Genomic DNA, 13,599 nt, shown 5'->3' with positions numbered 1-13,599 from the left:
TGCTGCGTTAATAAACAAATAGGAGTGCTCAATAAAATTTTAATTTATTAACACTCCTATTTATATTAAATCTAATAACTGGCATTGTAAAAATGCAGCGTCTCCATTTATAAATTAACTTATGTCCTAGTAGATAAAGTTAATCTATAAGTTGAATACCATGCACTTTATTTTTCATATTTGCATTTAAAAATTTCTTCATATGAAGCAATTAATTCTTCTCTATACTTATTCCTCGTATTTACAATTAAATCTCTTTTCGTATGAATCTATCAATTCTTTTTTAAAGTTTGGATGTGCAATATTTATCAAAGCCTTAGCCCTTTGTTTCAAAGTTTTTCCTTTAAGCTGAGCAATACCATATTCTGTAACTATATATTGAACATCATTTCTTGATGTTGTAATAGGAGTACCTGTCTTTAAAAATGGAACTATTTTAGATACTTTTCCTTTAGCAGCTGTAGATGTCATTGCAATAATTGACTTTCCATCCTTAGCCATACTAGTTCCTCTTATAAAGTCAATTTGTCCACCTACTGAGCTTATTTGTGTTGTACCTATACTTTCAGCACAAACTTGACCCATTAAATCTACTTCAACACAAGAATTTATAGATACCATTTTAGAATTTTGCATTATAACTGTAGGATCATTTACATAGTCTACTGGATATGCTTCAACCATCGGATTATTATCTATAAAATCATATAATGCTTTGCTTCCCATGCAAAATGATGCAATTGCTTTACCAGGATGAAGAGCCTTCTTCTTGTTTGTAATAACCCCAGATTTTACTAATTCAACTACTCCATCAGATAACATCTCTGTATGCAGACCTAAATCTTTTTTATCTTTTAGGAATAAAAGCACTGCATCTGGAATACCACCTATACCAAGTTGAAGGGTTGAACCATCATCAATTAAGGATGCACAATACTTTCCTATTGCTTTTTCTACGTCTCCTATTTTAGCTGGTTTTATTTCTGGTATTGGATAAGAAACCTTTACCATATAATCTATTTGAGATACATGTATAAATGAATCTCCCATAACCCTTGGCATATTTTCATTTATTTCTGCAATTACAATTTTAGCACATTCTGCTCCAGCTTTAGCATAAACATTTGATACTCCAAAACTACAGAATCCATGTTTATCTGGTACACTTAATTCAATAAGTGCAACATCTACAGGCAAATATCCTTCCTTAAATAGTTTGGGTAACTCATAAAAGAAACAAGGCGTATAATCTGCTCTTCCAGAATTAACTGCATCTCTAGTCTTTTTACCAACAAAGAATGAATTATAGTTAAAGTATTTTTCCATACCTGGCTGTGCATATGGACTTTCACCCATGGCCAACATATGAACTATTTCTACATTCCTATATTGTTCTTTATTTTCTACCATTGCTCTAACTAATTCCAATGGTTCTGCAACAGCAGGTCCTAAAACCACTCTGTCTCCAGATTTTATCTTAGATACAGCTTCTTTTGCACTTACAATTTTATCTTTACATAATTCTTCCCAACTCATATCGTAATCCCTCCATAAATTATAATTGATACATAAAATTAAAGAGTAATTGCCTATCTATACTATAACTGTTAAAAAAAATACAATTATAATCAAAAAATCGCATAATTATCTTACTATAAAAATTACCTCTTAACTAAATTGTATTCCTATTTTTCTATTAATTCAAAATTGATTTTACTTTTTATTCCACTAAATTACCCTATTAGGGATAATTGATTGTTAAATATATAACTATTTCTAAAAATAACTCTAGAATCCTTTAAAACATATTTCTAGGGTTATACATTTATATTTTTTCAACTGCAGTAAAGCCTTTTCCATGTATTGCAGCTCTAGCCGTTTCCATTGTATGTCAACCTTTATTTCTCAAATTTACAGTTAAATCTGGCAGCGTATTCTTTCATTAATCCCTCTCTGAAATCTGGATGTGCAATATTTATTAGTTCTTTGGCCCTTTGTTTCAAAGTTTTTCCTTTAAGCCTTGCAATACCATATTCAGTTATAACATAACTTGCATCGTTTCTAGAAGTAGTAACTGCTGCACCATGGTCTAAGAATGGCACTATCCTAGAAATTCTTCCTTTAGCCGCCGTTGATGGTATGGCAATAATTGACTTTCCGTCTTGAGCCATATTAGTCCCTCTTATAAAGTCAATTTGTCCACCTACTCCACTTATTTGTTTCATACCTATGCTCTCAGAACATATCTGCCCCATTAAATCTACTTGAACACATGAATTTATAGAAACCATCTTATAATTTTGCATTATGACTGTAGGATCATTTACATAACTTACAGGATACATCTCTACCATAGGGTTATCGTTTACAAAATCATATAGTTTCTTTGTACCCATTAATAAAGTTACAACTATTTTTCCAGGATGTAATGTTTTTTTCTTGTTTGTAATTGCACCTGCTTTTACAAGTTCAACTACTCCATCAGATATCATCTCAGAATGTATTCCAAGATCTTTTTTGTCTTTCAAAAATAAGAGTACTGAGTCTGGAATAGCTCCTAGTCCAAGCTGCAAGGTTGAACCATCCTCAATCAAAGATGCACAGTACTTTCCAATAGCTTTTTCAACTTTTCCTATTTTAGGCTGTTTCAATTCGATTATTGGATGGGAGGTTTCTACTATATAGTCAATATTTGATACATGTATAAATGAATCTCCCATAGTCCTTGGCATATTTTCATTTACTTCTGCTATTACAATTTTTGCACAATCTGCTGCAGGTTTAGTATAGTCATTTGATACTCCAAAACTGCAGTAGCCATGTTCATCAGGTTTACTTACTTGAACTAAAGCAACATCTACCTTCATATATCCTTCTTTAAATAACCTTGGAACTTCATAAAAAAAGCATGGTGTATAATCTGCTCTACCTGAATTAACGGCATCCCTAGTACTAGCACCTACAAATAGTGAATTATGTCTAAAGTGTTTCTCCATTCCTTCTTTTACATATTCACCTTTTCCCATAGCTAGCATATGAACTATTTCTACATTTTCATAACTTTCTTTATTTTTAACCATTGCATCAATAAGTGTTGAAGGTTCTCCAACGGCATGTCCAACAACTACTCTATCATTTGATTTTATTTTAGATACAGCTTCCTCTGCGCTTACAATCTTATCTTTGTATAGTTCTTCCCAACTCATATTATCATCCTTTCATAATTATATAATTGATACATAAAATTAAAGAACAATTGTCCATTTATAATTGTTAAAAAAAATACAACTATAAGTAAAAAAATACGCAATTACTTTAGTATAACAATCATCTATTTAATTGAATTATATTACTATTTTTCTATTTATTCAAAATTGATTTTAAAATTTATTTACCTAAATTATACTGTTAAAGGCAAATACTTGTTAAATATATAACTACATCTGAAAATATCTCTAGAATTCTCAGAGAATTGCAAATCTACTAGTTAATAATATAGGATTTCTAGTTTGCAGCTTAACTTACACTGACTCTTTGAACAGCATTCATAATTGATAAAGAAGGAAATGTCAATAAATATGTTCCGGAAGCTGTTTATAAGACTATAATTGAATTATTAATAAATAACGTAAAACAATTTAAGAGGTGTATATTTTGAAGGTAATGGATACAAATGAAGATATAAAAGAATTACTAAAGAATAATGAAATAGTTTTGGTGTACTTTGGCAGCAATAATTGTAATGTATGCGCTGCTATGAAACCAAAGATAGAAGAGCTTCTTAAAGATTATCCGAAAATTAAAAGTACACAAGTAGATATAGAAAAATCTCTTGAAGTCTCAGCTGCTTATAATATATTTACTATACCTGCTATTCTTTTATTTATTGAAGGTAAAGAAACAATTAGAGAAGCAAAATATATTAGTCTTGAGGATGTAGATAGTAAGATAGGGAGATACTATAATATGCTTTTTGAATAATATATAAAAGTACACCATTATTTAAATCATAAGACGATCAATGGTGTTCTTGTCAACATGAGATAAATAATGGTATTTATTATACAGTTTACAGCATTAAAATAAAGTTTAATTGTATTAATATAAATTACTATATATAGTTATCATATCTTCTCTTGAAAGTGGAACATAATTGTTTACCAATAATCTTTGCTGACCTGATATTACACTGTCTGTGAAAGTTTCTATTTCGTCTTTTTTCATTCCATATTCTCTTAATGGTTTTCTAGTTAATAATCTATCTAAAACTTCTGATAAGCTTTCATATACATTTGATACATCACAGTTTAATATATTAGCTAAAATCTTATTTACTTCTTTAATTTTTCCGTTTGGATTCTTTTTATTATATGTTTTAAATACTTCAGTAAACATTTGATAATTTGCTTCACCATGAGGAACGTGATAGCTTCCTCCTAAAGGATAAGACATTGCATGTACAGCACCTACTCCTGCATTTCCAAAAGCTATACCTGCATAGTTACTTCCTATAACAAAGTCTTCAATAATTTCAGTTCTATAGTTTTCACCCTTTTCAAGTATTTGCATGTATCCATTTAAAATTAGTTCCATAGCTCTTACGCTAAATAATTCTGTGTAAACATTAGCTTTTGGTGAAACGTAAGATTCTATAGCATGAATTAATGCATCAACAGAACTTGTTACGAAAAATTTAAATGGAAGTCCTTTTACTAATTCAGGAATCAACACAGCATAGTTAGCATATAATTCATCTACTGCAAGTCCCATCTTTGTATGTTTTTGTTTTATTTCAGCTATTGATACATTAGTAACTTCAGAACCTGTTCCACATGTAGTAGGAACAATTATAAGTTCTTTGTCTTTTACTATAGGAACTTTTTTCTCATATAAATCAACTGCATTACCTGTATTCTTTAAAGAAAGTATTTTGCATATATCTATAACAGTGCCTCCACCTATAGCAATAATTCTTTTGTATTTTTTGCCTTTCATGGTTTTTATGATAGAATTAATCATTTCATCTGATGGTTCACCTGCACCGTACTTTTCCTGAAATACAACATCTGCCTTTAGATTGAAGGAACCCATGAATGGTGTATATATATAATCATTAGTTAATATAAAATCTCCTTCTCCTATATTGAAAAAATCTGCAAAATCCTTACAATTCTCAAATTTAAAAATTTGAGGCTTTACTTGAAGTAATTTCATAGTATAACACTCCCTTATCTATTCACTTAATATATTCAAATAACAAGTATATTATTCGTTATATATAATTGTAATAGCAAAGTTCTTGATAATCAAATAAATAACACTTTAATAATCATATGATATGTTTTTTATATTTGATATATTTTTTAATATATTCAACATTTTGAGATGGATTCCCCTTTTAAATTTTAATATTATAATTATTATAAGGTTTCTAGTTCATGCATTAACTTTCACGAAGTGTAAGTTAAATTGCAATCTAGAAACCCTACATATCTCTAAATCTAATTAAGCACTTTTGTTATCATCATTAAAAATATTAACATCGTATTCTTTTTTGTTTCCAAGTAATATTAGCAAGCATAATACTATACCTACACCAAGTCCCCAAGCTGCTCCTTTTGCTATAATTACAGCTGCCATAATTCCTGCAATTCCAAGATCATTAATAGTACGAGCTTTTAATACTCCTATTCTAACTGAAACATATCCTTGTATTAACATCGTTAGTGCCATTGCTATATTAAGTATAGGAGTAACTAAAGTAACTATAGGTAAGAGGAAGTATCCAGTTAAAGTACCAAATCTAAATGAGCCTGCTCCTCCGTTTATAGAATCCATAGCTTTTCTTCCGTGTTTATACCTATCGCATACAACAACTTGCATTGCGGCCCAAAGTGGTCCGCACATTGTTATATCAGGTCCTATAATGGACATTACTATATTACGTAATCCAAATATTAAGTGAGTTCTATTAGGATTGTAATCTATAATTTCATCCTTACGAACTTTTCCTGCATCTTCTAATAGCGCCTGTGCTTGAATCATTTCACCAAACAGTATTACATATGCTGAAAGCACCATAGGAATAGCTTGTATGAACATTTTTAAAGGTGGAAAACCTATACTCCAAAATGTCCACTTACTCCAGAGTTCACCGTATGCTGGATGTGAAAATCCCCATTGAATATGAGGAAATACAGTTTCGCCTACAATAGGTCCTACAATTACTGCTAATATCATAACAGGTAAAATACCTAAATTAGAAATTACTTTCAATATTTTATTTTTATTTCTTATGCTTTTAAAGTGATTTGAAAATAATAAGTAAAATCCTAAACCTATACATATTGTGATAGTCCATGGATAAGTTTCAAACTTTCCACCCTTACCAAATACAGTATTTACAGCTGCTAATCCTGCACCCATTATAATTCCAGCTTGCATAGCATTTGGAACAAGTGAAATTACTTTTCTGCCAAGTCCAGTGATACCTAAGAAAGCAGCTAATACACCAAGAGACATTTCAAATGCAATCAAAGCTTGAACTCTCTCTGGCCCCATTGGATAAGTACTAACATATAACATCAAAAGTGGTATAGCCGGTGTAACCCATCCTGGTACAACCGGATCACCTAGAAATACGTGGGCACAGTAAAGTAGTCCATTAAGCGTAACAATAGCCAAAGCAACATTAAATGGCATTCCCAGATACTGCTGAAGCATAGGAATTGCTGAAAGGCATACTGCACACATTAAAAGTCCCTGAATATAATCTGATATTTCAAATCTATAGTGAATTCCTGGAACACGTATTTTAAAAGGACCTGCTGGTAAATACGGTTGTTCTTTTCCATCCTCTCTTTTATAAGCCATATAACATTCTCCTCTATAATTTATTTTTCATAATTGCATTGACAAGAAGAAACAAATTAACTATTATATATTTGCGTGGTATAAACGTACTTGTATGATATATACATTATTTGTTATAAGTAAAGGTTGGAATAAATGGCATGCCAACCTTTACTTTTTACCCCAGGGGTCCTTAATTTTCCAACTTACAGTTAAATCTAGTCTCATATTCTTTTATTAATCCTTCTCTGAAATCTGGATGTGCAATACTTATCAATACTTTAGCTCTTTCTTTTAGAGTTTTACCTTTAAGTCTTGCAATGCCATATTCTGTAACAACATAATCAACATCATTTCTTGAAGTTGTAACAGCTGCACCATGGTCTAGGAATGGCACTATCCTAGAAACTTTTCCTTTAGCTGCCGTTGATGGTATAGCAATAATTGACTTTCCATCTTGAGCCATGCTAGCTCCTCTTACAAAATCAATTTGTCCACCTACTCCACTTATTTGCTTCATACCTATACTCTCAGAACATACTTGTCCCATTAAATCTACTTGAACACATGAATTTATAGAAACCATCTTATAATTTTGCGCTATAACTGTAGGATTATTTACATAACTTACAGGATACATCTCTACCATTGGATTATTATTTACAAAATCATATAATTTCTTTGTACCCATTAAGAAAGTTACGACTATCTTTCCAGGGTGTAGAGTTTTCCTTCTATTAGTTATCACACCTGATTTTACAAGTTCAACTACTCCATCAGATATCATTTCAGAATGTATTCCAAGATCCTTTTTATCATTTAAAAACAAGAGTACCGCATCTGGGATAGCTCCTATTCCAAGCTGCAAGGTTGAACCATCTTCAATTAATGATGCACAATACTTTCCAATAGCCTTTTCAACTTCTCCTATTTTAGGCTGTTTTAATTCTATTATTGGATGGGAAGTTTCTACTATATAATCAATATCTGATACATGTATAAATGAATCTCCCATAGTCCTTGGCATATTTTCATTTACTTCTGCTATTACAATTTTTGCACAATCTGCCGCAGGTTTAGTATAGTCATTTGATACTCCAAAACTGCAGTAGCCATGTTCATCAGGCTTACTTACTTGAATTAAAGCAGCATCTACCTTCATATATCCTTCTTTAAATAACCTTGGAACTTCATAAAAAAAGCATGGTGTATAATCTGCTCTACCTGAATTAACAGCATTCCTAGTACTAGCACCTACAAATAGTGAATTATGCTTAAAATACTTTTCCATTCCCTCTTTTGCATATTCGCCTTTTCCCATAGCTACCATATGAACTATTTCTACATTCTCGTAATTTTCTTTATTTTCAACTAATGCATCAATAAGAGTTGAAGGCTCTCCAACTGCATGACCAACAACTACTCTATCATTTGACTTTATTTTAGATACAGCTTCTTTTGGACTTACTAATTTACTTTCATATATGTCTTTCCAACTCATAAAAATCATCCTTTCTATATATTAGAATATTTATCTAAAGCCCTTTTGACTGCGTAATAATCATCTTTAGACGTTACAAGTATTTTCTCAAATTTAAATTTAAGTTCATAGTAATCTGCACAGCAGCTTGTACAGCCGCATAAAACTAAAAGCACATCATAAATTTTATCCGTTTTAGCTACTTCAAAATTATAATTAAAATCCTCTTCTAATGAACATAAAAATTGTTTCCTATCATATTTGGCATTACAGCCTCCACAATATTTAACACCTATATTCAAATCATATCACCTATGTTTTTTACTTAATATTTTTCTTGCCATATTCAAAGTTTCTTCACTTAAATAATCTACTAGTTCCACTTTCTTTATTTCAGGGATTTCAGATTTTAATGAAGTTTCAACTACATCCTGCACAGTATATTTTGCAGACATACAACCGCTGCATTTTCCCAAAAGCTTAATTTTAACTACTCCATCTTTAACATCTAAAACTTGAATATCTCCATTGTGACTGCTTAAATACGGTCTAACTTTTTCATCAATTACACTAAGTATTTTTTCATTCATCCTTAATAAAACACCTCACTTTTTAGGAGGATGGGGTAAAAAATTTACCCCCATTTTTTATTTTATTCTAGCTATAGCTTTTGCTAATGCTTTCTTTTGTCCTAAATTGCCCTGTCTTGATATCATTATTCTCTGTGCCTGCGGTGAACCTGCACCATGCATTGATTCAGTTCTGTAACCAACTGCCGCAGTACCAAGACACATGTTTTCTATTAATCTCAATATCTTCATCCTGTCTTCTACTGGTACAGATGCTACCCCTACTAAATACTTTTCTACATATTTTCCAGTAACAGGATTGTGGTAATCTTTTTCAGATGGCATAGTAACCATGAGTCCGCCGGCTATATCCTCTGCCAATCTTACTATTTCATATGGGAATCTTGTTACATTTTGTTTACATACATTAGCTAATAAAAGATCTATTTGATAATTTCCTGCTTTTGTTGGATATCCTTCAGCCGAGCAAGCAATTCCACAAGCGTATAGTGTTTCATTTAAATGCATCATTTCTATTAATTTATCTTTTATGTGTGATGCTTTTGCAACTCCATTATAATCTGCAGCAAGTGCAGCAGCTCCTATCAATACATCTCCTACACCAACTTTGCATCCACCGTAACTTTGTCTGTGATATCCTGCAAATCTTTCTACCAACATTCCAGCAAATTCAGTTTCTCCATTTAAGAATATTCTATCGTTTGGTACAAATACATCATCAAATACTGTTAAAGCTTCTACTCCTCCAAACTGTTTATTACCAACATCTATATCAGCATCTTTTTCTATCTTTCTAGTATCACATGATTGTCTGCCAACTATCATTGTTATTCCTTTTGTATCTGTTGGTATTGCAAATGCAACTGCATAATCCTTATCATCAGGCTTCATTGCACTAGTTGGCATAACTAGAACCTCATGGGAATTGCAAATACCAGTTTGATGTGCCTTAGCCCCTCTTACTACGATACCATCAGGTCTTCTTTCAACAACTCTTAAATATAAATCCGGATCAGCTTGTTTACTTGGAGATAATCCTCTATCTCCTTTAGGATCTGTCATAGCACCATCTACAACTAAATCGTTTTCTTGAACATACTTTAAAAACTTATTAAAATTTTTGTGGTAATTTGTATTATATTCTTTATCTATTTCATAAGTAGTACTAAAAGTTGCATTAAAAGCATCCATACCAACACATCTTTGGAAGCATGCTGCAGTTTTTTGTCCACATAATCTTTGCATTTTAACTTTCTTTATAAGATCTTCTGAACTCTGATGTAAATGACTAAATCTATTTATCTTTTCTCCTGTAAGACTTGATTTTACAGTCATTAAATCCTCATATTCAGGCATTTGAGCTAAATCATAAGTCATCTTTACTGAATTAAGTGATGGACGAAGTATTGGATGATCTACTGGATTATCTATCTTTTCTCCTAACAAATAAACGTTTAACTTTAATTTACGCAAACTTTCTACATATTCTTCTCCTGTCATTAAAGCCATTTAAAACCCTTCCCTTCATAATAAACATATATTTTTTATTTTCACTTATATATCTAGCAAACTCCATGCCAAACTTTTAAATCTATTAAATAAAATAACTTGACTCCTGATGTTAGTCAAATACACTTAACCAACATCAGGAGTCTCTTAAACTTTTCCAAGATATATTAGTCATAATTGTTGCATTATCGCAGCAATAATTATATATAATTTTGGTTAATTCATAACTTATAGGGTTAAACCCACATTATGCCGCCAAGTGCATAATTGCAACAAACTTTATTTTTGCAACATAGATTTGTTATTATACTTTTTTCTCTTTCTAACTAAAGTAGAAGCATTTATTCCAAGTTTTTTGGCTGCCGCCCTTACATTTCCGTATTCTTCAAATGCACTTTCTATAAGGTTTTTTTCTAGGTTTTCAACAGCTTCTTTTAATGTAACATTTCTATTCTCAATACCTACTTGATTACTATTACTGCTCCAAACTTCTTTGATAGGTAAATCACTTCTAAGTATCTTGCCACCCTGGCTCATGATTACAACTCTCTCTATTATATTTTTTAATTCTCTAACATTCCCCGGCCATTCATACTTTTTTAGAGAATCTATTGCTCCAGAAGTTATTTGTTTGTTAAAATCATACTTCTTATTAAACATCTGTAAAAAATGCTTTGTGAGTGGCTCTATGTCTGCTTTTCTTTCTCTAAGTGGTAAAATAGTAATTGGTATTACATTTAAACGATAATATAAGTCTTCTCTAAAAACCTTTTTCTTTACCATTTCTTCTAAATTTCTATTAGTAGCAGCAATAACTCTAACATTTACTTTGATATTTTTAATTCCACCTATTCTCCTTATTTCACCTTCTTGAAGAACTCTAAGTAACTTTACCTGCATATTCAGTGGAAGTTCTCCTACTTCATCTAAAAAAATTGTTCCAGCATCAGCTAATTCAAACAAACCAATTTTTCCATTCTTGTTTGCTCCCGTAAATGATCCCTTCTCATACCCAAATAACTCTGATTCTATTAAATTTTCAGGTATGGCTCCACAATTTATCTTTATAAAACTTTTATCACTTCTCTTACTATTTTTGTGTATATATTTTGCTATTACTTCTTTTCCAACACCTGTTTCACCTAACAGGAGCACAGTTGTATCCACCTTTGCAACTTTTTTTGCAACTTCCAAAATACTTAACATCTTATTATCTTCTGCTATAATGTCTGAAAAATCCAGGAGTTGATTTCTCATAGCCTCTACTTGTGAATAATACTTCTCAGTAAGTTTTTTATTTTTTTCCAATTGCTCTTTTAACTCATATAATTCAGTTACATCTCTAACATTTGTAACAACCATAGTTATATTGCCATCTTCATCAAAAATAGGACTGCTAGATACTAAAACCTTTTTTCCCGTTTTAAAGCTTTGTTGAATTGTTATGCTCCTTTTATATTTTAAAACCATAAGTGTACATGATTTAGATATAAATCTATTTTTCTCAAGGTATTTCATATTTCTTCCTAACATTTCTTTCTTCTTCATGCCAGTTATCTTTTCATATGCCCTATTTAAAAATATAGTATCAGCTTGTCCATCAGTTATATATATACCATCATAAGAACACTCAATAATATCATAAAATTGTTTTATTCTAGATTGCAGAACTTCTTTATCTCCACTGATTAAATCACAAAAATCAAATTTATGTTTATTTTGCACAACATAATTCCTCCTTGATTGTTAAAAAATATACAACTATATGTATATTTTCAATGTATAACTATATTTTTATTTAAATAGAATTATAACATAGCTTGTATTTATATTCAAAATATTCAGCAATATTAAATAAATTAAACAAAAAAAAGCCCTTTTGGACTAAACATTCAAAAGCTGCTGATAAAATATGTTTATCAACAGCTTAAACTATATCTTTAATTTTTTTATATTATTTAAAACTTTATTCCATTTCAACTATCATGGCAGTTCCCATTCCACCGCCTATGCAAAGTGTTGCAAGACCTTTTTTGGAATTTCTCTTTTTCATTTCATAAAGTAATGTAGTTAATATTCTTGCACCTGATGCTCCAATAGGGTGTCCAAGTGCTACTGCTCCTCCATTTACATTTACTTTACTCATATCAAATTTTAAATCTTTAGCTACTGCTAAACTTTGAGCTGCAAATGCTTCATTTGCTTCTATTAAATCTAAATCATCTATAGTTAAATTAGCCTTTTCTAAAGCATTCTTTGTTGCATAAAATGGTCCATATCCCATTATTGCTGGATCTAATCCTTTTGTTCCATAAGATACTATAGTTGCCATAGGCTTTATTCCAAGTTCTTTTGCTTTTTCTTCACTCATTACAACTAAAGCTGATGCTGCATCATTTATACCTGATGCATTTCCTGCTGTAACTGTTCCACCCTTTTTAAATGCTGGTTTCAATTTTGATAATGCTTCCATTGTTGTTCCAAACCTTGGGAACTCATCTGTATCAAATACTACTTCGCCTTTTCTAGTTTTTATTGTAATTGGAACTATTTCGTCCTTAAATCTTCCACTCTTTATTGCTGCTTCTGCTTTATTTTGTGAAGATACTGAGAATTCATCCTGCATCTGTCTTGTGATTCCCCATTTTTCTGATATGTTTTCTGCTGTCATTCCCATATGATATTGATTGAATGCATCCCACAATCCATCTTCTATCATTTCATCAACTAATTTTCCTTCTCCCATTCTTTCTCCCCATCTTACTCCATTTAAGACATATGGGGCTCTTGACATATTTTCCATTCCACCTGCAACTATTATATCTGCATCTCCAGTTTTTATTATCTGAGCTGCTAAACTTACTGCTCTAAGTCCTGATCCACAAACCTTATTTATTGTAAATCCAGATACTTCTTGTGGAATTCCTGCTTTTATAAGAGATTGCCTTGCTGGATTTTGTCCGAGTCCTGCTTGAAGTACATTTCCCATTATAACCTCATCTACAGCTTCTGGTTTTACATTAGCTCTTTTTAATGCTTCTTTTATGACTACAGCTCCCATGTCAACTGCTGAAACATCTTTTAATGCTCCCCCGAATTTACCTATTGCTGTTCTAACAGCACTTGCTATAACTATCTTTCCCATAAGTAATCCTCCTAACAAATATT

Annotated in this window: 11 protein-coding genes; 1 reads left to right on the top strand and 10 read right to left on the bottom strand. The window is 31.1% G+C overall.

What is annotated here, in order from left to right; all coding sequences use genetic code 11:
• Positions 1 to 228 precede the first annotated feature (228 nt).
• Together EBB51_RS01795 and EBB51_RS01790 are read right to left on the bottom strand one after the other, a co-directional pair.
• On the bottom strand, positions 229 to 1,536 hold the full coding sequence (locus tag EBB51_RS01795; protein WP_123052874.1) for an acetyl-CoA hydrolase/transferase C-terminal domain-containing protein: 1,308 nt from the start codon (positions 1,534 to 1,536) through the stop codon (positions 229 to 231).
• Between the two features lie 362 nt (positions 1,537 to 1,898).
• Positions 1,899 to 3,206 carry an acetyl-CoA hydrolase/transferase C-terminal domain-containing protein gene (locus EBB51_RS01790; RefSeq protein WP_123052873.1) on the bottom strand — a complete coding sequence of 436 codons (1,308 nt, stop codon included), beginning with the start codon at positions 3,204 to 3,206 and terminating at the stop codon, positions 1,899 to 1,901.
• Positions 3,207 to 3,663: 457 nt separating this feature from the next.
• Here EBB51_RS01790 and EBB51_RS01785 point away from each other — a divergent pair, with 457 nt between their 5' ends.
• A complete protein-coding gene (locus tag EBB51_RS01785; RefSeq protein WP_243103933.1) occupies positions 3,664 to 3,981 on the top strand; it encodes a thioredoxin family protein in 318 nt (105 codons plus the stop codon).
• Positions 3,982 to 4,098: 117 nt separating this feature from the next.
• Here the strand turns inward: EBB51_RS01785 and EBB51_RS01780 are convergent, their stop codons facing one another.
• The 8 genes from EBB51_RS01780 to EBB51_RS01745 all read right to left on the bottom strand — a co-directional run bounded on the left by EBB51_RS01780 (position 4,099) and on the right by EBB51_RS01745 (position 13,576).
• The gene (locus EBB51_RS01780) at positions 4,099 to 5,214 is read right to left on the bottom strand and encodes a 4-hydroxybutyrate dehydrogenase (RefSeq protein WP_123052871.1); all 1,116 of its coding nucleotides are present in this window, start codon (positions 5,212 to 5,214) and stop codon (positions 4,099 to 4,101) included.
• A gap of 291 nt (positions 5,215 to 5,505) precedes the next feature.
• Entirely contained in the window at positions 5,506 to 6,873 is a 1,368-nt protein-coding gene (locus EBB51_RS01775) for a hypothetical protein (RefSeq protein WP_123052870.1), read from the bottom strand.
• 172 nt (positions 6,874 to 7,045) lie between these two features.
• Positions 7,046 to 8,353, bottom strand: coding sequence for an acetyl-CoA hydrolase/transferase C-terminal domain-containing protein (locus EBB51_RS01770; RefSeq protein WP_123052869.1), 1,308 nt, complete (start codon positions 8,351 to 8,353; stop codon positions 7,046 to 7,048).
• Positions 8,354 to 8,367: 14 nt separating this feature from the next.
• Complete coding sequence (locus EBB51_RS01765) at positions 8,368 to 8,634, bottom strand: hypothetical protein (RefSeq protein WP_123052868.1); 267 nt, start codon at positions 8,632 to 8,634, stop codon at positions 8,368 to 8,370.
• Between the two features lie 6 nt (positions 8,635 to 8,640).
• Entirely contained in the window at positions 8,641 to 8,922 is a 282-nt protein-coding gene (locus EBB51_RS01760) for a NifU family protein (RefSeq protein ID WP_123052867.1), read from the bottom strand.
• Positions 8,923 to 8,979: 57 nt separating this feature from the next.
• A complete protein-coding gene (locus EBB51_RS01755; RefSeq protein WP_123052866.1) occupies positions 8,980 to 10,431 on the bottom strand; it encodes a 4-hydroxyphenylacetate 3-hydroxylase family protein in 1,452 nt (483 codons plus the stop codon).
• Between the two features lie 279 nt (positions 10,432 to 10,710).
• Positions 10,711 to 12,156 carry a sigma 54-interacting transcriptional regulator gene (locus tag EBB51_RS01750; RefSeq protein ID WP_123052865.1) on the bottom strand — a complete coding sequence of 482 codons (1,446 nt, stop codon included), beginning with the start codon at positions 12,154 to 12,156 and terminating at the stop codon, positions 10,711 to 10,713.
• A gap of 241 nt (positions 12,157 to 12,397) precedes the next feature.
• A complete protein-coding gene (locus tag EBB51_RS01745; protein ID WP_123052864.1) occupies positions 12,398 to 13,576 on the bottom strand; it encodes an acetyl-CoA C-acetyltransferase in 1,179 nt (392 codons plus the stop codon).
• Positions 13,577 to 13,599: the final 23 nt, after the last annotated feature.

This window comes from Clostridium sp. JN-1, assembly GCF_003718715.1.
GTDB lineage: Bacteria > Bacillota > Clostridia > Clostridiales > Clostridiaceae > Clostridium_AV.
The sequence above is the reverse complement of the archived record's forward strand: the minus strand, read 5'-3'. Positions and strand labels throughout refer to the sequence as shown.